Here is a 22,299-nt window from a genome sequence, read left to right on the forward strand (position 1 = left end):
GAGAAGCCCGGGATGGATGAGTCCACTGGGATAGTCGAGTCCACCGAGGCCGCCGAGGCCGCCGAGTCCGTCGAGTCCGTCGAGTCGAACGAGTCTGCCGAGTCCGCCGAGTCGAGCGCGTCCGCCGGTACAGCCGGGGCGGCTGAGTCCCATACGACAGGACCCGCCTCCGGAACCGGCTCAGGACCCGCCTCCGCGACCCGCCCCGGTAGACCGGTGGCGCCGTTGCGGCCCCAGGCGCTGTTCAGCTGGCTGCCGCTGCTGGTGGCGGCCGCGCTGTGGGTGTACGCGCTGCCCCGGATCGGCTTCCGCGACATCGGCGACTACGGGCTCCTCGACCGCTTCCCGGCCACGTACTACGCCTCGCTGGCCGTCCTGACGGCCGGGTTCGTCGTCACGCTGCGCCGCGCCGGGACCGCGCCCTGGTGGCCGGCCGGGTACTGCGTGGCCATGCTCGTCGCCCTGAAGGCGCCGCCCGCCGTGCTCTACGACACGGTGCGGTACGCGTGGGCGGCCAAGCACGACGAGGTGATCACCCGGCTGCTGGCCGAGGGCACCGTCCACCCGTACGCCGAGCTGTCCGGCGGCATGGCCGCGTACGACCAGTGGCCCGGGTTCTTCTCGCTGAACGCCGCGCTCGTACGGGCCTTCGGCGTCGAGGGCGCCACCGCGTACATCAACTGGGCGCCGGTCGTCCTCGGGCTGCTCACCCTGCCGGTGCTCCTCCTGGTCTACCGCACCTTCAGCGACGACTGGCGGCTCGTGTGGACCGGCGTGTGGATCTTCCAGCTCGCCAACTGGGTGGGCCAGGACTACCTGTCGCCGCAGGGCTTCTCGTACCTGCTGTACCTGGCCGTCTTCGCCGTCGTCGTACGGCACTTCGTACGGCCGGGGGCGGCCGGGCCGCTGCGCGACCGGGGCCGGCTCGACCCGGCGGCGGCCGCCGTGCCGCCGCCCACCGGGACGCGGCAGCGCGCTGTCTGCGTCGTGATCCTCGTCCCGCTGATCGCCGCCGTCAACGCCTCGCACCAGCTCACGCCCGTGATGCTGTGCGCCACGCTCGCCGCGCTGTGCCTCACGCGCCGCTACCGCAACCTCGGGCTGCTGGCCGTCGCCGGTGCCGTCATGCTCGCCTGGGACCTGACCATGGGCCGGGTCCTGTTCCTCGACACCCTGAGCACCCTGCGCGAGTCCTTCGGCGACCTGCTCGGCAACTCCCGGGCCGGGTACGCGGGGGAGCCCACCGGCCCGGGGCCCGAGCTGGTCGGCGCGGCCAACATCCTGATGGTGCTGTCCCTCGCCGCGCTGGCCTCGGTCGCCGTCCTCACCCGTCGCCGCCTCGCCCGCAGCGCGCTGCCGCTGCTGCTGGCGTCCGCGGCGCCGCTCCCGATGTTCGCCGTCAACGACTACGGCGGCGAGATGCTCTTCCGGGTCTACCTGTTCGGGCTGCCCGGCGCGGCGTTCTTCGCGGCGGCCGCGCTCGTGCCGGCCGCAGGCGCCGCCGCCAGGTCCCGGTCCTGGCGGACCGCCCGGCGGGTCTCGACCGTCGCCCTGCCGGTCGCGCTGACCGCGCTGCTGGCCGGGTTCCTTCCCTCGTACTACGGCAAGGAGGGCATGCACTACGCGCCACCCGCCGAACTCGCCCTGGTACGGCGCGCGTACGACCGTGCGCCGGACGGCGCGCTGATGCTCGCCACGACCGGGTCGTTCCCCGGTGCGTACACCCGCTACGCCCACTACGAGCGCTGGTTCTTCACCGAGCAGGAGGTTCCCGAGAACCTCAGAATGCTCCGGGACCCGGCCGGGTACCTGGCGGCCGGCATCCCCGGGGGTCGCACGGCGTACGTGCTCCTCACCGCCACCCAGGAGAAGGCGGTCATCGGTGAGGGCTATCTGCCGGAGGGAGGCTTCACCCGACTGCGCGACGACCTGAAGCGGTCGCCGCTGTTCACGGTCGTGGAGGAGAACGAGCACGGACTCGTCCTCCGGTACGTGCGCTGAAACCGCCCCCGCCGGGCCGGTGCGGGCACATGTGCCCCACCGCACCGACACAGCGGCACCGGCGCATGCCGGCACCGGCATGGCGGCACCAGCAGGGTGGCACCAGCAGGGCGGGACCGGCACGGCGGCGCCTATACGGCGACTCCGGCAGCGCGGCGCCGACAGGCGTTCGGCACCCCGCGCCCGCCCGGCGTCGGCGGCCGCCCGGTGCCTGCGGCCGCCGGCGTCGGCGGCCACTCGGTGCCTGCGGCCGCCCGGTGCCTGCCGCCCGGCATCCGCGGCTTTCCGCGCCGCACGGGCATCCGCCCGCACGCAGCACCCGTCAACGGTGATCAGGAGGTCGCCATGCAGCTGAACCGTACGCAGCTCAGAGTGGGACTGGCGGCCTCCGGCTGGCTCGCCCTCGGCGCGACCGCCCTGCCCGGCGGCTCGCCCCTGCGCTGGATCCCCGTCCTCGTCTTCGTCACCCTCGGCCCCGGCCTCGCCCTGCTTCACCCGCAGCCGCGCGGGCTGCGGCCGGGCGCCCGGCTGGAGGCGCTCGCCCTGGCCGCGCCGGTCAGCCTGTCGCTGGCCGCGCTCACCGCGACCGCGCTGTTCCTGGCGGAGAGCTTCTCCACCCCCGTGTTCCTCGCGGTGCTCGCCGCCTTCGCCACGGTCGCCGCTGCCCTGCCCGGCGTACCCCTGCCCGCGGCGACCCGCGGGGCGGCGGAGCGCGACCGTGTCAAACCCGTGCCGGGGAGGGGCCGATGACGCCGCGCCACTCCCTCGTCCTGGCGCTCGCCGTGGTGGGAGCGCTGCTCATCGGCCTGGGCGTCTGGATCAGCCGGTACGAGAGTGCCGAGCCGCCCTCCTGGGGCACCCCGATACCCGGCAACGCGGCGTCGGGGGACGTCCCGCGCGGCGGATGCGCACCCGGCCCCGACCTCCAGCCGCCCTGCGGCGCCTGGTGGGGCGCCTACGTCCCGTACGCGGAGAACGGCTCCCTCAAGGACGCCGTGCACACCTTCGAGAAGAAGATCGGCCGCAAACTCGACCTCGTCTACAACTACCACGACATGTCCAGGACACCGCTCGACGGCGAACTCCTCACACCCGAGGAGCAGGAACTCGGCCGGGACCGGCTGCTGATGCTCGCCTGGGAGTCCACCGTGTGGACCGAACCCCACCACGCGGGCTGGACCGAGACCCAGCTCGGCTGGAAGAACATCGCCTCCGGCCGGTACGACCGGGACGTCATCGACCCGCAGGCCCGCCGCGTCAAGGCGTACGGCAAACGCGTCTTCCTCTCCTTCGACCAGGAGACGGACTTCCGCGTCAAGGAGGGCGCGGGCACCCCCGAGGAGTTCGTCGCCGCGTGGCGGCACATCCACGACCGGTTCCGCGAACTGGGCGTGGACAACGTGGTGTGGGTGTGGACGGTGTCCGGATACCTCGGCCACGCCGAGCAGATGAAACGGCTCTACCCCGGCGACGCGTACGTCGACTGGATCGGCATGGACCAGTACAACTACTACCTCTGCCACAACAGCACCACATGGCTCGACTTCGACCGCAGCCAGCGCCCCTCGTACGACTGGCTCCGCACCCACGTCTCCGCCGACAAACCGGTGATGCTGGCCGAGTTCGCCACCGCGCCCGACCCGGAGCGCCCGGAACGGCAGCGCGACTGGTACGCCGCGATCCCGGACGTCGCGCCGACCCTGCCGAAGGTGAAGGCACTCGTCCACTGGAACCGTCCCGTGCCCGGTGACAACTGCGACCTCACGGTCGACCGGGGCCCGGCCCTGGAGGGCTACCGTACGGCCGGGCAGGACGACTACTTCCGCCAGCCCGTACCGACCCGGTAGGCCCGGTCAGCGCTGTCGGGCCCGTCACGCGCGGCGGGGCCGATAGCGGGCCGCCACACGAGCCGCCGCGGCCGCCACGCCCAGCACCACCAGCACGGGCAGCGCGGCCGCGGCGAACGCGTCCTGCGCCGCCCACCCCGCGACCGCCAGCACCCACACCGCGCCCGCGACGCCCCTGGCCTCCACGTCCAGTGCCCGCAGCGCCACCGCGACCAGCGCCAGGCACAGCACCTGTACCGCCACGGGCAGCGCCCGCAGCACCGGGTCGTCGGGGCCGGGCCCGGCGAGGCCCGCGTCCGTGAGCGCGCCCGCCAGCACGCCCGCCCCCGGCCCGGACAGCGGGTCGGGGCGGATGCCCAGGAGCGGCGGCGCCGAGTGCAGGGCGGCGAAGGTCACCAGCAGGGCCGTGCCGGTCAGCACGGGCCGCAGCCGCCGCAGCGCCAGGAGCGCGCAGTACACGACGACCAGCAGGACGCCCGCCCCGACGGTCGGCGGCGGCAGGGCCCGCACCAGCCCGGCCCCCGAAAGCCGCTCGACGCCGAGGTCCCGGACCTGGGCGAGCGGCCCCCAGAACAGGGCGGCGGCCACCGCGAGCAGCGCCCACAGCGCGGCCACGACCCGCCGATCGGCGTCCGCTTCCCGCAGGGGGCGCGGCCCGGGGTCCGGTCCCGCTTCCGGCCTCGGTGCCGCTTCCGGTCCGGGTTCCGCTTCCGGTCCGGGGTCCGGTTCCGCGTCCGGCCTCGGTTCCGCTTCCGGTCCGGGTTCCGGTCCCGCTTCCCGCCCTGGTTCCCGCCCTGGTGCCCGTACTGGGTGCGGCTCGCGGTCCGGGTTCCGGTCCTGGACGTACACCGGGAAGCCGAACGCGGGCGTGGCGGTGTCCTGGCCGCCCGGCAGATAACCGGCCGGCGCGGGCGGGGCGGCCGCCGCCTCCGCCCTGCGGGCGGCCCAGCGCGTGCCGTACCCGGGGTCCGCCGCGTTCCTGCGGCGCCGCCGGGGCCTCGGCGGCTTCGGCGGGCGGCCGAGGAGCGCGGCCCGCAGACCGGGCGCGGCCGCCGCCGCCATGACGGTCATCGACAGCAGCATCGCGAGCCCCGCCCCGGCGATCCCGGCGGGGGCCATCAGCGCGGCCGCGCTGCCGAGCACCAGGACGCACATCGCGCCCTGCACGGCGGCGAGCATGCCGGTACGGCCCTGGACGCGGAGGACGCCGATGTACAGCTCGACGGCCACGCGCGGCAGGGCGGCCGCCGCCAGCAGCCGCAGCACGGTCGTGCCGTGCTCCGCGTAACTGGCGCCGAACGGCGCGAGGATCTGCGGCGCGAACACCACCAGCACCAGCACTACCGGGACCAGCAGCAGCGCCATCCGCCGCAGGGCGCCGCGTACCCCGTCGGCGAGGCTGCCGGGGCTGTGCGAGGCGTGCGCGGTGAGCGACGAGGCCATGTTGATGGCCATGAACTCCATGGTCCCGCCGACCGTGTACGCGGTGTAGAAGAAGCCGTTGTGCGCGGCGTCGAAGCGGACCGCGACCATCACCGGCAGCAGGTTGATCATCGCCAGGCTGAACAGCGCGCCCACCGAGTCCCCGGCGAGGAACCGGCGCATCTCGCCCATGGTGGGCGGCTCGCGGTCGTGGTCGGCGGCGGCCTGCCGGGGGATGAGCCGACGGAAGATCAGCCAGCCGAGCGGCAGTACGGACAGCGCGATCGCCGCCGCCCAGGACACGAAGACGCCGAGGGCGGGCAGGGCCGTCGCGAAGACGACGAGGAGCAGCAGTTTGCCGACGGAGAAGACGGCGTTGCCGACGGGCACCCAGACCGCCTTGCGCAGGCCGGTCAGCACGCCGTCCTGAAGGGTGAGCAGCGCCCAGGCGACACAGGCGGCGGTGAAGAAGGCACCCGCCGCGAGCCCGTGCAGGGGGGCGAACGACGGGCCCCACAGATCCAGGGTGACCAGGAAGGCGGCGCTCGCCAGACAGACGACGAGCGAGCTCACCCCGTACGCCCGCCACACCAGCGGACCGGTCGCCCGGCCGGCCCGCGGCACGTACCGCACGACCGCGCCGATCATCGTCGTGGCGGTGATCGAGGCGAGCAGCTTCATCGCGGCGATGGCGGCGGAGCCCTGCCCGACGGCCTCCTCCGTGTAGTACCGGGCGGCGACCAGCCAGAAGCCGAGCCCGAGCGCGGCGGACACGCCCGTGGACAGCATGAGGGCGTACGCGTTACGGAACATGGAGTCGCCGCTGGAACCGGAGCCGCCGGAGCCGCTGCTGGCGCCGGAGCCGCCGGAGCCCTCGGCACCCGAGCCGCCGGAGCCCTCGGCCCCCGAGCCGGTGGCCGCTCTGCCGGGTTCGGTGCCGGGCGCCCTGTGCACAGAACCTTCCGCCGGTCCTTCCGCCGGCTCGTCCCCGGGCCCGTCCGCCGGGCCATCCGCCGGTCTGTCCGGAAGCAGCCGTGTCGGGTCAGGCACCGCTCCCGCTCCCGCCCGCCGGTGGCGTGGCCGGCTCGACGCCCGCAGCGCGCAGCACACGCAGGACGGTGTCCGCCCGCAGGGGGTCCACCGGCAGGGCGTGCCCCGCGAACCAGCGGGCCCCGTCGGGCGCGGCCGAGACGTCCGTGAACGGCTCGCCCGCGTAGTCGTCCAGCGGCGGGTCGTACAGGTAGCCGGTGGTGATCCGGTGCCGGGCCAGCGCGGCAATGGCCGCGTCTCGGTCGGCGACCAGCAGCGGTACGCGGAACAGCGGCTGGACCGGTCCCCCGGTGCGCCCCGACGCGCCCCACTCGGACGCCTGGAGCAGACGCGTACCGGCGCGGTGCGCGGCGAGCGTGGCGTCGAGCCGGCCCAGGAGCAGGCCGGTGCGGCGCAGGCGGGCGGGGCCGGGGGCCAGCCGGTAGTCGTGCATATCGACCCGTACCCAGGAGTGGAACGGTACGAGGCCGGGGGCGGCGCCCACCGCCTGTTTCAGCTCGGCGGGGCGCAGCGGCATCCGGATCTCCTCGCGCTCCTCCCTGCCGAGCAGCCGCAGGGTGGCGCGGGCTGCCCGCACCAGCCGCAGGCCGCGCACGGTGGCCTCGGCGTACGGGCGGGCGGCATAGGCGAGTTCGGCGGCGAGCCGGGGCGGGTGGAGCAACGTGTCGCGCGCGTGGGCCAGTTCGGTGCGCAGGCCAGGGTCGCGCAGGGCGAGGAAGCCGCCGGTCTTGGCCCCGGTGTGCTTGGAGAGGCTGAAGACGGCGGCGTCGCCGAAGGTGCCGACGGGCCGCCCGGCGACCTCGCTGCCGATGGCGTGCGCGGCGTCCTCCAGCAGCGGAATTCCCGCTTCCCGGCACTTCGCGGCCAGAAGGGGTGCCGGGTCGGGGTTGCCGTACAGGTTGGTGGTGAGCACCGCGGAGAGCGTCGGCCACACGTCGTCGGGCACGGCCGCCACGTCGAGCGAGCCGTCCCCGGGGTTCAACGGCGCCTGCACGGGCCGCAGTCCGGCGGCGAGGACCACGAAGAAGATGACGTCGTCGTTGACCGGCGACATGAGGACGCGTCCACCGGGCGGGCACCAGTGGCGCAGTGCCACGTAGAGCCCGAGCCGGCACGACGGCACGTAGAGGCAGTCCCTGCCGAGCCGGGCGCGCATCAGCTCTTCGAGGGCCCTCACGGACGCCGGGCCCGGCGAGGCCCTCCGGGTCTCCTGCGCGTTCCGGTGCCGGCGCGCGTCCCGGCGCGAGTCCCGGTGCGGATCCGGCGAGTCCCGGCGCGGTTCCGGCGAGTCCCGGTGCGCGTCTTGACGTGCGTACCCGGGCGCGTCCGGGCTCGGATCCGGAGCCCTCGACGTGTTCTGATCCTTCGGATGCGCGCGCGCCGCCGGGCGGCCCTCCCCAGAAACCATGCGTTCCCCCCTGAGCCCCGCTCAATGTGGCCCATTCCGGACGGCCTCGTCAACATGGCGACAACATGGCGACACGGCAGCAGCAGGGCGGCAGCAGCAGGGCCCGTTCCGCGACGGAACGGGCCCTGTCCACACACCTCCGGGTCAGGCCGGCGATGGGGCGTCACTCCTGGCGGGTCACTCCTCCAGGGTCAGGCCCTTGCGGAGTTTGCCCAGGGTCCGCGAGAGCAGTCGCGACACGTGCATCTGCGAGATGTTGAGCTCCTGCCCGATCTCGGACTGGGTGAGCCCGGCGACGAAGCGCAGGGAGAGGATCTTCCGGTCGCGGGCCGGCAGCGAGGCGATCAGCGGCTTGAGTGACTCGATGTACTCGATGCCTTCCAGGCCGTGGTCCTCGTACCCGATGCGGTCGGCCAGCGCGCCCTCGGTGTCGTCCTCCTCGGGCTGGGCGTCGAGCGAACTCGCGGTGTACGCGTTGCTCGCCGCCATGCCCTCGACGACCTCGTCCTTGCTGATGTCCAGCTTCTCGGCGAGTTCGGCGACGGTGGGGGAGCGGTCCAGCTCCTGGGCGAGCTCGTCGCCGGCCTTGGCCAGGTCGAGCCGGAGTTCCTGGAGCCGCCTGGGTACGCGCACGGACCAGGAGGTGTCGCGGAAGAAGCGCTTGATCTCGCCGACGATGGTCGGCATCGCGAAGGTGGGGAACTCGACCTCGCGACTGAGCTCGAAGCGGTCGATCGCCTTGATCAGGCCGATGGTGCCGACCTGGATGATGTCCTCCATCGGTTCGCTGCGGGAGCGGAACCGGGAGGCGGCGAACTTGACCAGGGCGAGGTTGAGTTCGACCAGGGTGTTGCGGACGTACGCGTACTCGTGTGTGCCCTCTTCGAGGGTCTCGAGCCGTGCGAACAGCGTCTTGGAGAGTGCCCTCGCGTCGAGGGGTCCGACTTCGTCGAACGGAGGGATCTCGGGGAGGTCGATGAGGTCGTGATCGATCCGGTGCTGGTCCACCTGATCGGTCGGGGTGGGGGGAGTTGCCGACGTCGCGTTCGGGGTACGCGTCTCGTCGAGCCGGGGTGACATGGTCTCCTCCATCGTTCTCGGCATATGGCCGCCGATGCCCATACAGATGACTGCGGTGTGCGGCGCCTCCAAAGCCGGCCGTGTTGGGTGTGTCCCTCCTAGCCCTACCCGCTCCACGGCGTTCCTTGCAAATCTCAATTGTCCCATATGTTCCCTTTGTGGAGGTCTCTGACTACCGACCGGCGGCAAAGAAGGCGTAGGGTTCTACCGACCCAACGGCATCGGCGAAGAGGGACGGCATGGACCGCGGCACGGTCGGCAGCACGCATCAGGGCCGACTCAGGGTCGACGTCCGGACCGAGGGCCGCAGCGAGGTTCTGGCACCCGCCGGTGAGCTCGATCACCACACGGCCGACCTGCTGCGCGAGCCCCTGGACGCGGCGCTGGAGCAGGGCCGGTCGCGCCTCGTGATCGACTGCTCACAGCTTGAGTTCTGCGACTCCACCGGGCTGAACGTCCTGCTGGGCGCCCGGCTGAAGGCCGAGGCGGCCGGGGGCGGCGTGCACCTCGCCGCCATGCGTCCCGTGGTCGCCCGCGTCTTCGAGATCACGGGCGCGGAAGCGGTGTTCACCGTCCACGAGTCGCTGAAAGCCGCGCTCACGGAGTGAGACGGCCCCGGCCGATATGACGGGTGTCGTCCTGAAACGGTCGGGCAGAAGAACGCCGTAGGACCCTGTGGCGGCCGCCGAGGGTTCACACTCTCTGTCAACGAAGTGGACGCCGATGTGACGGCGACCTGGTGAATCGGTGAGGTGACGCGCTGATGGGTACCGCCCAGCAGCAACCGCCGAGCGATCTCGGCCCCGAGCCGGACGGCTCAGGCGCTCGGCCCGTCGCGGGCGGCACGCACTCCGGCGCCTCCGGCGCCCGGATGCGCTCGCTCGCCCTGGACGGCGCCAGCGGGATCGTTCCGCTCGCCCGGGACTTCACCCGCCAGGCGCTGTACGACTGGGGCTGGCTGCCCGCCGCGACCGCCGACCGCCGTGCCGCCGCCGAGGACGTCCTGCTCGTCGTGTCCGAGCTGGTCACCAACGCCTGCCTGCACGCCGACGGGCCCGAGCGGCTCCGGGTCTCGCTCACCGCCAAGGTGCTGCGCCTCGAGGTCGAGGACCGGGGGCCGGGGCAGCCGTCGCCGAGGACCCCGCACCGCGTCGGGCGCCCGGGCGGTCACGGCATGTTCATCGTCCAGCGGCTGTGCGTGGACTGGGGGGTCCTCCGGTCGGTCGGCAGGCCGGGCAAGACGGTCTGGGCGGAGCTGGCCGCCCCGGCGTAGCGGACCCTCCGTCGACGGTCCTCTGTCGACGGTCCTCTGTCCGTCGACGGTCCTCTGCCGGCGGTCCTCTGTCGGCGGTCTCTGCCGCCGTGCACCCCGGGCGGCGCCCCGGGTGCCCCGGTGGGAGCCCCGGGGTGTGGGGAACCTGTGGAGCACGGCGGTGAAGCCGTGCTCCTTGTCTTCCCTCCTCCGGGTGCCGGGCGTACCTTGAGCGCCCAATCTGATGAGCCGTCAGGAATGTCGGCGACCCCGGCATGAGGTGATCTGACATGTCGTACCGGAAGCGGACCGCCCTCGCGTTGGCGGCGGCGTTCGTCGCCGCCCCGGCCATGGTGACGGCGGCCGCGGGGCCCGCCCAGGCCGCCGTGGTGGACGTCGACTACGCCTGCGAGACCCCGATCGGCCCGAAGGGCGCCGTCTCGCCGATCGACATCAGGAGTGAGAAGAGCGGCACCGGCTACCGGCTGACCATGACCTTCCGGAAGGGCGTCTCGTCCAGCCCCGTCGAGCTCGGCAAGGGCGCGATGAACCCGAGTGCCGTCATCCGGCTCGGCGGCGCGGACCAGGGCACCGTCAAGGTGTCGGGCCCGCCCAACGCGGAGGCCGTCCCCGCCAACACCCCCATCAAGATCAGTGACTTGTCGGGCACGTACACGCCCGGGAAGAGCGGCAAGGTCACCTTCACGGCCGGGGTGCTCACCATCAAGGCGCTGGGCACCACGACGACCTGCACCCCGAAGAACAATCCGGGGCCCTCGCTGGAACTGGACGTCACGGCGGGCGCGACGACGGGCGCGGGCGGTACCGGTACCGGGGGCGGTACCGGGGACACGGGCGCCACCGGGAGCGCGGGTGAACTGCCGAAGACCGGGCCGCTGGACTCGGCCGTGGCGCTCGGCACGCTCGGCGGCACCGTCCTGCTCACCGGGGCGGCCGGCGTGCTCTGGCTGACCCGCCGGGCGTGAACCCGTGCGCCGCCGCCGTATGGCATCTGTGCGCCGCCGCCGTATGGCCGCGCTGACGGCGCCCCTGCTGGCGCTGGCGGCCTCACCGGTGGGCGCCCCGCCGGCCGGCGCGCAGGAGGCCGCGGCCGTGGCGCGGCCCGCCGCGTCGACGGAGCCGCCCTGGACCGCGCGGGCCGCGACCCGGGACGGGCGGCCGTACGTGTATCTGGAGGCCCCGCCCGGCACCGTCCTGGAGGACGCGCTGTCCTTGACCAACCCCGGCGACCGGCCGGTCACCCTCCGCGTGCGGGCGGGCGCCCCGTGGGCGGGCTGGGTCAGGTTCGCGGCGGACCGCGTGACCGTGCCGCCACGGACCCGCGCCGACGTGCCGTTCACGGTCACCGTGCCGCCGGACGCCCCGCCCGGCGACCGCCCCGGCACCCTGCTGGTCCGCACGGAGGCCGGCGCCGAGGCCCGCGCCGAGGGGACGCGCTCCGGGCGGGAGGCGGTCGTGCCGGTACGGCTACGGGTCGGCGGTCCACGCCTGGCCGCCCTCACCGTCGAGGACGTAAGCGTCACGGCGGGCGGCATCCGGTACGCGCTGGTCAACCGCGGCAACACCGTCCTGGAGCCGCGCCTGGCGGTGCGCGCCGACGGGCTGTTCGGCGAGGTCCTGCGGCGCGGCGCCCGCGCGCTCCCGCTGCGGCTGGCACCCGGGCGGCGCGTGGAGCTGACCGAGCCGTGGCCCGGCCGGGACCGCCCGCCGCTCGACCGGGTCACCGTCCGGCTGGACGCCACCGCCGACGGCGTCACCACGCGGGCGGAGGCCGCGGCGACACGCACGTTCGTGTCGCGCGGAGGGGCGGCGGGCGCGGGCGGCGCGCTCCTCGCGGTGGCGGCGGGCGCGGCGGCACGTGCGCTGCGGCGGCGGCGCCGGGGCGAGCGGTGGACGCGCGACAGGGCGACGGGGGCGGTCGGGTGAAGGGACTCCGAGGGGTCGCGCGGGCAGGTCTGCGGGCGGGCGCGATGACCGGCGTACGGGCGGTGGCCGTGCTCCCGGCCGTGGTGGTCGCGCTGGCCGCCCTCGTCCTCGTACCGCCGCCGCTCCCGCCCACCGCGACGGCCACGGCGGCCACCGCCACAGCCACGGCGGCCGACGAACCCGGGCCGCGCCTCCAGCTCTCCCAGGACGCGGCGGACAAGGGCACGGAGATCACCGTCAGCGGCACCGGCTGGCGCCCCAGGACTCTGCTCATGCTCCTGGTCTGCGGGCGGTCAGCGCCGGGCAAGGGCGTCATCGGCGGCACCAACTCCTGCGCCAACGCCGACGGCCGCGCCGTCACCACCGACGCCGACGGCGCCTTCACCAAGCCGCTGCCGGTCACCGCCCCGCCCGAACCCTGCCCGTGCGTGGTGCACGTGGCGACCGTCACGGGCGAACAGGCCACCGCCGACGCCGTGCTGAAGGTGACCGGGCACCCGGTCCGGCCGCTCCCCGCCGGTACGGGCACCGGCAGGATCGCCGTCCTGACGACCGTACGGCTGGAGGGCTCCAGCGGCCTCCTGGTCCGGTTCGGCGCCCCGGCGTCCCGTCGAGTCGTGCTCACGGTCGGGAACCTCGGCTCCGGCCCGGTGGTGGACCCGGTGTTCGAGGTCGGCACCGCGCACGGGGTGTACGCCCCGCAGTGGGAGGAACACCAGTGGCGGGGCACCGTCCCGCCCGGCGGCAAGGCCCGGGTCGAACTGCCCGTGCGGCTCCCGGCGGGCGCCCACGGCGACTACCAGGTCTCCGTGCGGTACGGCGGCAGGCTCCTGGCGGAGCACCCGTGGGGCGTGGCCCGGCCGTGGGGCGTGACGCTGTTCTGGGTGCTGCTGGCCGTGGTCGTACCGGCCGCGCTGTTCCGCATCGGGATGGCGGTCGTCGACCGCGTACGGCCACCGGCCGGTCGCCGTCGCGCGCACTCCGCACCCCCCGACGCACGCGCCGCACGCGAGCCCCGCGCACCCGCCGCACCCTCCGAACCCTCCGAACCCGCCGACCCCGCAGCCGGGTTGCCGTGGTTCGCACCGGACTCCGCACCGTCAGAGAACGCACCGACGACGAAGGGACAGTCGTGAGCACCCAACGGAGGATGAGCGCGGCCGGGGTCGCGCTGATGCTCGGCGGCGCGGGGATCCTGCTGGTCGCGGGACCGGCCCGGGCGGCCGATGTGGCGTACGCGACCGAGTGCGTACCGCCCCCGATCTCGGGGCTGCCGCCCGTGCAGGGCACCACGAAGGTGCTGATCACCGCACCGGCGGAGGCGAAGGTCGGCGACGAGGTCGAGGTGGTGTGGAAGACCGTCGAGGCCGCGTCGAAGAACCCGGACGTGCTCGACCTGGAGAAGGACACGGTCAAGCCGACCGGCACGATCACGCTGGGCGGCGCGGCGAGCGGTCGGCTGGCGATGGAGGGCCCGCGGCAGAACCCGCCGATCCCGAAGAACAGCCCGATGGTGCTGCCCGACATGAAGGGCACGCTGAAGCTGGAGGCGGCGGGCGAGATCACACTGACCCCGGGCGCGTACACCATCAACGTGTCCAAGCCGATCTCCACCGACACCAGGTGCGCCCCGAAGGAGCAGGTCGCGGTCGGCGCGACGATCAAGGTCACCGACGGCTCGGGCGGTACGAGCGGCGGCACCGGCGGCGGCACGAGCGGCGGCACCACCGCGTCCGGCGGCACCACATCAGGCGCGACCGGCGGAACGGCGACCGGCGGAACGGCGACCGGCGGAACGGCGTCCGGCGGGACGACGGCCGGAGGCACCACGTCCGGCGGAACCACGGCCGGTGGGGCGACCACCGGCGGCACCGCGGCCGGTGGCACCACGTCCGGCGGAGCCTCCGGAGGCGGCGACGGCGGCACCACCGACTTCCCCGGCAAGGAGGTCTCCGTCGCCTTCGCCTGCACCCCGCCGGGACCGGCGAGCATCAACTCCAAGGTCACCATCGACGCGAAGAGGAACGGCGGCGGCTACGACCTCACCGTCAAGACCGCCAAGGGCGTCATGAACAGCCCGGCCGCGCTTCCGGCGGGCGCACTCAAGCCATCCATGGCGGTCACGCTCGGCGGCGCCGACAAGGGCGGCGTCGCCGTCGCCGGCCCGGCGAACAAGGAGCCGCTGGAGGCGGGCAAACCGGTCGACCTGCCCGACATGACCGGGACGTACAAGCCCGGCGCGACCGGCACGTCGACGCTCAGCCCCGGCGCGCTGACCATCGACGTCACCCTCGGCGGCCAGAAGATCACGATCCCGTGCGCGGTCCAGGGGACCGCGGCGGTCTCCCTGGAGCTGGTCACCTCCGCGCAGCCCGGCGGCGCGACCGGCGCCACGACCACCGGTACCACGACCACGGGCACGACGAGCGGCGGTGGCACGGCCGGCGGGGCGTCCTCGGGCGGTACGTCCACGTCCGGCGGGCTCGCCGCCACCGGAGCCGACGACGACGGTGCCCTGCGCGCCCTCGCCCTGGCCGCCGGCACGCTGACCCTGCTGGGCGGCGCGGTGTTCACGTTCACGCCGTGGGCGCGGCTGCGGCGCTGAGACGCGAACGGGCCGGTACGAAGAGGTCTTCGTACCGGCCCGCCGTCGTGCGGGAGGGGCTACTTCACATTGCCCATCAGCGCGCGGATCCGCTTGCCGGCCATCATGAACGACAGGCCCGCGGCGGCGGCGATGATCGCCCACATCGTGTAGTAGGCGGCGTCGCCCATCGGGGCGTTGAGCTTGACCGTCCAGCCGTTCAGGGCGTTGCCCGTCGCGGTGGCGAGGAACCACAGGCCCATGATCTGGCCGACGAACAGCTTCGGCGCCAGCTTGGTCGACAGCGACAGGCCGACGGGCGAGAGGCACATCTCGCCCAGGGTCTGGACGAGGTAGACGCTCAGCAGCCAGAAGACGGTGACCTTGCCGGTCTCGCTGTTGGCGGCGGCGGCGCCGGCCAGGCCCATGATGGCGAAGGAGCCGCCGATGAGGAGCATGGCCAGGGCGAACTTCATCGGGGTGCTGGGCTCGCGGTCGCGCTTGGCCAGCCTGACCCACAGGGCCGCGAACAGCGGGGCCAGGACGATGACCATCATCGGGTTGACCGACTGGTACCAGGAGGCGGGGAACTCCCAGCCGCCGATGACGCGGTCCGTCTTGCCGTCGGCGAAGAGCGTCAGCAGCGAGCCGGACTGGTCGTAGATCATCCAGAACAGCACGGCGGTGGCGAAGAACCAGACGAACGCCTTGATCTTCGGCCGGTCCTCGGCCTGCAGCGCCGGGTTCCGGAAGATCGCCAGGAAGTACACGATCGGCACGACGATGCCGAGGATCGCGAGGACGTTGACGATGTGCTCGACGTCGAACGTGCCGAGGACGACGTCCACGAGCAGCGCGGCGACGGCGACTCCCGCCCACATGGCGGACTTGCGGAGCACGCTCCGCTTCTCCTGCGGCGTCGCCGGGGTCGCGGGCTCCTTGCCGACCTCGCCGAGGTACTTGCCGCCCAGCACGTACTGGACGACGGCCAGCGTCATACCCACACCGGCGACACCGAAGCCGAGGTGCCAGTTGACGTGCTCGCCGAGGTAGCCGACGACCAGCGGCGCGGCCATGGCGCCGACGTTGATCGACATGTAGAAGAGCGTGAAGCCGGCGTCGCGGCGGGCGCCGGACTGGCCCTCGTACAGGCCGCCGACCATGGCCGAGATGTTCGGCTTCAGCAGGCCCGTACCGACGGCGATCAGGCCGAGGCCGAAGAAGAACGCGATGTCGTTCGGGACGGCGAGGGTGTAGTGGCCCAGGGCGATGACGATGCCGCCGACGAGGACGGCCTTGCGCGCGCCCCACAGCCGGTCGGCGATCCAGCCGCCGGGCATGGCTGCCATGTAGACGACCGCGTTGTAGACGCCGTAGATCGAGGCGGCCAGCGCCTCACGGCCCTCCAGGGGCCCGTCGAGGACTCCGGCCACCAGGTAGAGCACGAGAATGCCGCGCATTCCGTACCAGGAGAAACGCTCCCACAACTCCGTCATGAAGAGCGTGGCCATACCTCGGGGGTGGCCGAAGAAGGTCTTCTCGGTGCCGGGGGTGCCGGCCGAGTCCTTCGTCAGGCTGGACGCCATGGTCGATCCTTGCTTGCTCGGGACGCGCCGCGCTGGGTGAGCGTCGCGCGCCCGGTGGGGGCGGCCGGCACCGGCACGGTCTGGCGTGCCGGGATCCACGCCCCGCCACGCGTCGTCGCGTCACGGGGCCCGGCCCACAGCTCTTTCGCCACCCGCAGAAAGGAGACCTTCGGGGCGGAAGCCACCAAAGGTCTCAACCAGTGCGAGAGGCGTCTCGCCACCATACGCCACGACAGCGCGGCATATGGAAGGACTTGAGATGTGGATCACAGGTGTCGCTGGAACCATTAGCCCATATTCGAAGGTCATCCCTGGAATTGCGCCTATAACCGCAGGTCCGGACGATCATCACGCGATCACTCCGCGACCCCTGCGCCCCGCGGACTACCATCACTCCATGACCCGTGTACTGCTCGCCGAGGACGACGCATCCATCTCGGAACCGCTGGCCCGCGCGTTGCGGCGAGAGGGGTACGAGGTCGAGGTGCGGGAGGACGGCCCCAGCGCGCTCGACAGCGGACTCCAGGGCGGTGTGGACCTGGTGGTCCTCGACCTGGGACTGCCCGGCATGGACGGCCTGGAGGTCGCGCGCAGGCTGCGTGCCGACGGCCACACGGTGCCGATCCTGGTGCTCACGGCCCGCGCCGACGAGGTCGACACCGTTGTCGGCCTGGACGCGGGCGCCGACGACTACGTCACCAAGCCCTTCCGCCTCGCCGAGCTCCTCGCCCGCGTCCGGGCGCTGCTGCGGCGTGGCGCCGGCGAGTCCGCCGCCCCGCAACCCGCCACGCACGGCGTCCGGATCGACGTCGAGTCGCACCGCGCCTGGATGGGCGACGAGGAACTCCAGCTCACCGCGAAGGAGTTCGACCTGCTGCGGGTCCTCGTCCGGGACGCGGGCCGGGTCGTCACCCGCGACCAGCTGATGCGCGAGGTGTGGGACACCACCTGGTGGTCGTCCACCAAGACCCTCGACATGCACATCTCCTGGCTGCGCAAGAAGCTCGGCGACGACGCGGCCAACCCCCGCTACATCGCCACCGTGCGCGGCGTCGGCTTCCGCTTCGAGAAGAGCTAGCGACCCACCGTGCGCCGCCGTCTGATCAACTCCACGCTCGCCGTGGTCCTCGTCGTCATCACCGTCTTCGGGATGTCGCTGGTTCTCGTCGAGACCCGCACCATCAGCAGCAGCGCCCAGGAGAGCGTGGACTCGGAGGCGCTGCGGCTGGCCAGCATCGTGGACAGCCGGCTCATCGGCGGCGAGCCGGTGAACCCGGACATCCTGGCGGAGCAGAGCGGCGCCGAGCGGTACGCCAGGATCGAGATCCCGGGCAGCGACCCCATCGAGGTCGGTGTCCGTCCGGAGGGCAGCGTCATCCGGGGCACCGCCGAGGGCGAGCGCGGCGAGACGGTGACCGTCGAGGAGTCCCGCTCCACGGTGACGCGCGAGGTCGGCAGGTCCCTGCTGATCATCGGTGCCGTGGCGCTGGTCGCCATCGTGGCCGCCGTCCTCCTGGCCGTACGGCAGGCCAACCGGCTCGCGTCGCCGCTGACCGACCTCGCGGAGACCGCCGAGCGGCTCGGCTCCGGGGACCCGCGCCCGCGCCACAAGCGGTACGGGGTGCCGGAGCTGGACCGGGTCGCCGACGTCCTGGACGCCTCGGCCGAGCGGATCGGCCGGATGCTCACCGCCGAGCGGCGGCTCGCCGCCGACGCCTCGCACCAGCTGCGGACGCCGCTGACGGCGCTGTCCATGCGGCTGGAGGAGATCGCCGTCACCGACGACCTGGCCACGGTGCGGGAGGAGGCGACCATCGCGCTCACCCAGGTCGAGCGGCTGACGGACGTCGTCCAGCGGCTGCTGACGAACTCCCGGGACCCCCGGACGGGCTCGGCGATCGCCTTCGACCTGGACGAGGTCGTCAAGCAGCAGATCGAGGAATGGCGGCCGGCGTACCGGAGCGCGGGCCGGGCGATCGTACGGTCGGGGAAGACCGGCATGCGGGCCGTCGGCACCCCGGGCGCGGTCGCCCAGGTGCTGGCCGCGCTCATCGAGAACTCGCTCATGCACGGCGGTGGCACGGTCGCCCTGCGCACCCGCGTCACCGGCAACCAGGTGGTGATCGAGGTCACGGACGAGGGGCCCGGCGTACCCGAGGACCTCGGGGCGCGGATCTTCGAGCGGGCGATCAGCGGGCGCAACTCCACCGGCATCGGCCTTGCCGTGGCGCGTGACCTCGCGGAGGCGGACGGCGGACGGCTGGAGCTGGTGCAGCTGAAGCCCGCGGTGTTCGCGCTGTTCCTGAGCCGGGAGGCGGGCCGCCGCAAGGAGAAGGACCAGGGGCCCCGGGTCGTCCGCTAGCGGACGGGCGCCGGGCCCGCGCGTCAGCGGGCGGGCCGCCCGGCGGTCGTCGTGGCGCGCTGCCGCTGCTCGACCACGGTCTCGGCGGAGCCGGGGCCCTCGCCGGTGCCGGTCCCGGCCGGCTCGCCGGTGCCGGCGGTGGGCGGTACGGCGTCGGTGGCGGGCAGCGCCCGGAAGACCCAGCTCCGGTAGGACCAGAAGCGGAACAGCGTCGCGACGCCGATGCCGAAGAACTTGAAGAAGTTGTTCTGCAGCGGGGTGTCCCAGCCGAAGCCGTACGTCGCGGTGTACAGCACACCGTTCTCGATCACCAGGCCGGCCAGGCTGAACAGCAGGAAGAGCGTCAGCTCCCTGGTGCGGCCGCTCTTGTCGCGGTCGCGGTAGGCGAACCAGCGGAAGCCCACGTAGTTGAAGGCGATGGCGACGACCGTGGCGATCAGGCTGGCCCGCACCACGGGGATGTCGGTGGCCGCCCGCACCAGGTTGAACACCGCCATGTTGACCAGCAGGCCGAAACCGCCCACCAGACCGAACTTGGCGATCTCGCGGGCGAGCCGGTCCAGCCGCACCCGCAGTGGGCCTCGTTCACTCATGGTGATCTCTACGCCCCGTCCGGTCGGTTCTGTCAACCAAGCCATGCTAACCATCACCCGTGCGGGACGCTCGGTGACCAAGGTGACGGGGGTGACGACCGGTACGGGCGGCGGTGACGTGCCGTGGACGGACCGTGGACGGGCGGTGAGACAGGCGGGGTGAGGGGCGGTGCGGGGGGCGGTCGGACGGCCGGTGGCGCGGGCGGCCGGACGGCCGGCGCGAGGGGCGGCGCGGTCCCGTCGCAGGTCCACCCTGTGGGCTCCCGGAGACGGCGGATACCCTGAGAGGGTGACGTTCCCGGTAGTCGGCATGGTCGGTGGCGGTCAGCTCGCCCGAATGACCCACGAGGCGGGCATCCCCCTCGGCATCAGATTCAAGCTCCTCAGTGACACTCCTCAGGATTCCGCGGCCCAGGTCGTCAGCGATGTCGTCATCGGCGACTACCGCGACCTGGACACGCTGCGTGAGTTCGCGCGCGGCTGCGACGTGATCACCTTCGATCACGAGCACGTCCCGACCGAGCACCTGAAGGCCCTGGAGGCGGATGGCATCCCCGTCCGTCCGGGGCCCGACGCGTTGGTGCACGCCCAGGACAAGGGCGTGATGCGCGCGAAGCTCGACGCGATCGGCGCGCCGTGCCCCCGGCACCGCATCGTCGCGGACCCGGCCGACGTGTCGGCGTTCGCCGACGAGGTCGGCGGCTTCCCCGTGATCCTCAAGACGGTGCGCGGCGGGTACGACGGCAAGGGCGTGTGGTTCGTACGCTCCGCCGACGACGCCCGCGACCCGTTCCTGGCGGGCGTGCCCGTCCTCGCGGAGGAGAAGGTCGACTTCGTACGGGAGCTGGCCGCCAACATCGTCCGCTCGCCGCACGGCCAGGCCGTGGCGTACCCGGTGGTGGAGTCCCGGCAGGTCGACGGCGTGTGCGACACGGTGATCGCCCCGGCGCCCGGCCTGTCGGACGCGCTCGCCGGGCAGGCGCAGGAGCTGGCGCTGCGGATCGCGAAGGAGCTCGGCGTCGTCGGCCACCTGGCCGTCGAGCTGTTCGAGACGCGGGACGGCCGGATCCTCGTCAACGAGCTGGCGATGCGCCCGCACAACTCCGGGCACTGGACCCAGGACGGCGCGGTCACCTCGCAGTTCGCCAACCACGTACGGGCCGTGCTCGACCTGCCGCTGGGCGACCCGAGGCCCCGCGCGACCTGGACGGTCATGGCGAACGTCCTCGGCGGGGACTTCCCCGACATGTACCAGGCGTATCTGCACTGCATGGCCCGGGACCCCCAGCTCAAGATCCATATGTATGGCAAGGACGTGAAGCCCGGCCGCAAGGTGGGGCACGTCAACACCTACGGTGACGACCTGGACGACGTGCTGGAGCGCGCGCGCCACGCCGCCGACTATCTGCGAGGAACGATCGTTGAGTAATCCACCCGGGAACCCGCTCGTCGGCATCGTCATGGGCTCGGACTCCGACTGGCCGGTCATGGAGGCCGCCGCGCAGGCCCTGGACGAGTTCGAGATCCCGTACGAGGTCGACGTCGTCTCCGCGCACCGGATGCCGCGCGAGATGATCGCGTACGGCGAGGGGGCCGCCGACCGCGGCCTCAAGGCGATCATCGCGGGGGCCGGCGGCGCCGCCCACCTGCCCGGCATGCTCGCCTCCGTCACGCCGCTGCCCGTGATCGGCGTCCCGGTGCCGCTGAAGTACCTCGACGGCATGGACTCGCTGCTGTCCATCGTCCAGATGCCGGCGGGCGTGCCGGTCGCGACGGTGTCGGTGGCGGGCGCGCGGAACGCGGGGCTGCTCGCGGCGCGCATGCTCGCGGCGTACGACCCCGACCTGCTGGCCCGGATGAAGGAGTTCCAGGAGGAGCTCAACGACCAGGCCACGGAGAAGGGCAAGCGGCTGCGGACGAAGGTCGAGGGCCAGGCGTCGTTCGGCTTCGCCAAATGACCCCGGCGGCCGCGCAGGACACCGGTCTCCTCGCGGAGGCGCGCGAGCTGCTGGACGCGTTCCCGGTGGTGGACGGGCACAACGACCTGCCGTGGGCGCTGCGCGAGAAGGCCGGGTACGACCTGGACCGCCTCGACATCGCGGCCGACCAGACCGGCCGGCTCCACACCGACCTGCCCCGGCTGCGGGCGGGCGGCGTCGGCGCCCAGTTCTGGTCCGTGTACGTCCGCAGCGACCTGGCGGGCGACGCCGCGGTCAGCGCGACGCTGGAGCAGATCGACTGCGTCGACCAGCTCCTGGCCCGCCACCCCGGCGACCTGGCGGCCGCGCTGACCGCCGACGACATGGAGGCGGCGCGGGCCGCCGGCCGGATCGCGTCGCTCAAGGGCGCCGAGGGCGGCCACTCCATCAACAACTCCCTGGCGACGCTGCGCGCCCTGTACGCGCTGGGCGTGCGGTACATGACGCTCACGCACAACGACAACATCGCGTGGGCGGACTCGGCGACGGACGAGCCCGGCGTCGGCGGCCTGTCGGCGTTCGGCCGTGAGGTCGTACGGGAGATGAACCGCATCGGCATGCTGGTCGACCTGTCGCATGTCGCGCCGAGCACGATGCGGCACGCGCTGGAGACGTCCGAGGCGCCGGTGATCTTCTCGCACTCGTCGGCCCGGGCGGTCTGCGACCACCCGAGGAACATCCCCGACGACGTGCTGGGCCTGCTCCCCGCCAACGGCGGCGTCGCCATGGCCACGTTCGTACCGAAGTTCATCCTGCCCCAGGCGGTGGAGTGGACCGCGCGGGCGGACGACAACCTGCGGGCGCACGGCTTCCACCCGCTGGACACGACGCCAGGGGCCATGCGGGTCCACGCCGCGTTCGAGGAGGCGAACCCGCGCCCCGTCGCCACGGCGGCCACGGTCGCCGACCACCTGGACCACATGCGCGCGGTCGCCGGCATCGCCCACATCGGCATCGGCGGCGACTTCGACGGCACGGCGTTCACCCCCGACGGGCTGGACGACGTGGCGGGCTATCCGAACCTGATCGCCGAACTGCTGGACCGCAAGTGGTCGCGCACCGACGTGTCCATGCTGACCTGGCAGAACGCGGTACGGGCGCTGCGCGACGCGGAAGCGGTGAGCCGTGACGTGTCGCGGACCAGGGGCCCGTCGAACGCCACGCTCGCGGAGCTCGACGGCTGACAGC

18 protein-coding genes and 1 pseudogene are annotated in these 22,299 nt (G+C 73.3%); 14 read left to right on the forward strand and 5 right to left on the reverse strand.

The genetic code is table 11. The features are described from left to right. Window positions 1-12 precede the first annotated feature (12 nt). From ACGF5U_RS31575 to ACGF5U_RS31585, 3 genes are all read left to right on the forward strand, one after another. Window positions 13-2,001 (forward strand): hypothetical protein, encoded by a 1,989-nt coding sequence (locus tag ACGF5U_RS31575; RefSeq protein ID WP_392718670.1) that lies wholly within the window; start codon window positions 13-15, stop codon window positions 1,999-2,001. Window positions 2,002-2,346: 345 nt separating this feature from the next. Further along, the gene (locus ACGF5U_RS31580) at window positions 2,347-2,751 is read left to right on the forward strand and encodes a hypothetical protein (protein ID WP_392718668.1); all 405 of its coding nucleotides are present in this window, start codon (window positions 2,347-2,349) and stop codon (window positions 2,749-2,751) included. After that, on the forward strand, window positions 2,748-3,848 hold the full coding sequence (locus tag ACGF5U_RS31585; protein WP_392718666.1) for a glycoside hydrolase family 26 protein: 1,101 nt from the start codon (window positions 2,748-2,750) through the stop codon (window positions 3,846-3,848). Before ACGF5U_RS31580 ends, ACGF5U_RS31585 begins: the two co-directional genes overlap by 4 nt. Before the next feature lie 24 nt (window positions 3,849-3,872). Here ACGF5U_RS31585 and ACGF5U_RS31590 read toward each other — a convergent pair whose 3' ends face one another. The 3 genes and pseudogenes from ACGF5U_RS31590 to ACGF5U_RS31600 all read right to left on the reverse strand — a co-directional run bounded on the left by ACGF5U_RS31590 (window position 3,873) and on the right by ACGF5U_RS31600 (window position 8,820). Beyond that, complete coding sequence (locus tag ACGF5U_RS31590; protein ID WP_392718664.1) at window positions 3,873-6,224, reverse strand: lipopolysaccharide biosynthesis protein; 2,352 nt, start codon at window positions 6,222-6,224, stop codon at window positions 3,873-3,875. Between the two features lie 88 nt (window positions 6,225-6,312). Beyond that, window positions 6,313-7,509: pseudogene (locus ACGF5U_RS31595) on the reverse strand (DegT/DnrJ/EryC1/StrS family aminotransferase); the annotation flags it as partial. A gap of 396 nt (window positions 7,510-7,905) precedes the next feature. Next, a complete protein-coding gene (locus ACGF5U_RS31600) occupies window positions 7,906-8,820 on the reverse strand; it encodes an RNA polymerase sigma factor SigF (RefSeq protein ID WP_392718662.1) in 915 nt (304 codons plus the stop codon). A 227-nt stretch (window positions 8,821-9,047) separates the two neighbouring features. On the opposite strand from ACGF5U_RS31600, the gene ACGF5U_RS31605 reads away from it, so the two are divergent. The 6 genes from ACGF5U_RS31605 (at window position 9,048) to ACGF5U_RS31630 (ending at window position 14,612) form a co-directional block, all read left to right on the forward strand. Further along, on the forward strand, window positions 9,048-9,416 hold the full coding sequence (locus ACGF5U_RS31605) for an STAS domain-containing protein (protein ID WP_392718660.1): 369 nt from the start codon (window positions 9,048-9,050) through the stop codon (window positions 9,414-9,416). Between the two features lie 155 nt (window positions 9,417-9,571). Further along, complete coding sequence (locus ACGF5U_RS31610) at window positions 9,572-10,081, forward strand: ATP-binding protein (protein WP_392718658.1); 510 nt, start codon at window positions 9,572-9,574, stop codon at window positions 10,079-10,081. Between the two features lie 269 nt (window positions 10,082-10,350). Then, complete coding sequence (locus tag ACGF5U_RS31615; RefSeq protein WP_392718656.1) at window positions 10,351-11,046, forward strand: peptidase; 696 nt, start codon at window positions 10,351-10,353, stop codon at window positions 11,044-11,046. Window positions 11,047-11,065: 19 nt separating this feature from the next. Continuing rightward, complete coding sequence (locus ACGF5U_RS31620) at window positions 11,066-12,007, forward strand: hypothetical protein (protein WP_392718654.1); 942 nt, start codon at window positions 11,066-11,068, stop codon at window positions 12,005-12,007. Window positions 12,008-12,051: 44 nt separating this feature from the next. Further along, on the forward strand, window positions 12,052-13,143 hold the full coding sequence (locus ACGF5U_RS31625; protein WP_392718699.1) for a hypothetical protein: 1,092 nt from the start codon (window positions 12,052-12,054) through the stop codon (window positions 13,141-13,143). A gap of 14 nt (window positions 13,144-13,157) precedes the next feature. Beyond that, window positions 13,158-14,612, forward strand: coding sequence for a hypothetical protein (locus ACGF5U_RS31630; protein ID WP_392718697.1), 1,455 nt, complete (start codon window positions 13,158-13,160; stop codon window positions 14,610-14,612). A gap of 59 nt (window positions 14,613-14,671) precedes the next feature. On the opposite strand, the gene ACGF5U_RS31635 is transcribed toward ACGF5U_RS31630, so the two are convergent. Next, on the reverse strand, window positions 14,672-16,177 hold the full coding sequence (locus ACGF5U_RS31635; RefSeq protein WP_392718652.1) for a peptide MFS transporter: 1,506 nt from the start codon (window positions 16,175-16,177) through the stop codon (window positions 14,672-14,674). A gap of 397 nt (window positions 16,178-16,574) precedes the next feature. Here ACGF5U_RS31635 and ACGF5U_RS31640 point away from each other — a divergent pair, with 397 nt between their 5' ends. Together ACGF5U_RS31640 and ACGF5U_RS31645 are read left to right on the forward strand one after the other, a co-directional pair. After that, on the forward strand, window positions 16,575-17,255 hold the full coding sequence (locus ACGF5U_RS31640) for a response regulator transcription factor (protein ID WP_392718650.1): 681 nt from the start codon (window positions 16,575-16,577) through the stop codon (window positions 17,253-17,255). Between the two features lie 9 nt (window positions 17,256-17,264). Beyond that, window positions 17,265-18,539 carry an ATP-binding protein gene (locus ACGF5U_RS31645; RefSeq protein WP_392718648.1) on the forward strand — a complete coding sequence of 425 codons (1,275 nt, stop codon included), beginning with the start codon at window positions 17,265-17,267 and terminating at the stop codon, window positions 18,537-18,539. Window positions 18,540-18,562: 23 nt separating this feature from the next. On the opposite strand, the gene ACGF5U_RS31650 is transcribed toward ACGF5U_RS31645, so the two are convergent. Further along, window positions 18,563-19,132 (reverse strand): GtrA family protein, encoded by a 570-nt coding sequence (locus ACGF5U_RS31650; protein WP_392718646.1) that lies wholly within the window; start codon window positions 19,130-19,132, stop codon window positions 18,563-18,565. A gap of 253 nt (window positions 19,133-19,385) precedes the next feature. On the opposite strand from ACGF5U_RS31650, the gene ACGF5U_RS31655 reads away from it, so the two are divergent. Genes ACGF5U_RS31655 through ACGF5U_RS31665 form a run of 3 tightly spaced genes read left to right on the forward strand, consistent with a single transcriptional unit; the run spans window position 19,386 to window position 22,295 of the window. Next, on the forward strand, window positions 19,386-20,561 hold the full coding sequence (locus tag ACGF5U_RS31655) for a 5-(carboxyamino)imidazole ribonucleotide synthase (RefSeq protein ID WP_392718695.1): 1,176 nt from the start codon (window positions 19,386-19,388) through the stop codon (window positions 20,559-20,561). A gap of 31 nt (window positions 20,562-20,592) precedes the next feature. Further along, on the forward strand, window positions 20,593-21,090 hold the full coding sequence (gene purE, locus ACGF5U_RS31660) for a 5-(carboxyamino)imidazole ribonucleotide mutase (RefSeq protein WP_392718693.1): 498 nt from the start codon (window positions 20,593-20,595) through the stop codon (window positions 21,088-21,090). After that, window positions 21,087-22,295, forward strand: a complete 1,209-nt coding sequence (locus ACGF5U_RS31665; protein ID WP_392718644.1) for a dipeptidase — start codon at window positions 21,087-21,089, stop codon at window positions 22,293-22,295. Before purE ends, ACGF5U_RS31665 begins: the two co-directional genes overlap by 4 nt. Window positions 22,296-22,299 lie beyond the last annotated feature (4 nt).

Source organism: Streptomyces sp. NPDC047886 (genome assembly GCF_043204435.1).
In the GTDB taxonomy this organism is placed as follows: domain Bacteria; phylum Actinomycetota; class Actinomycetes; order Streptomycetales; family Streptomycetaceae; genus Streptomyces.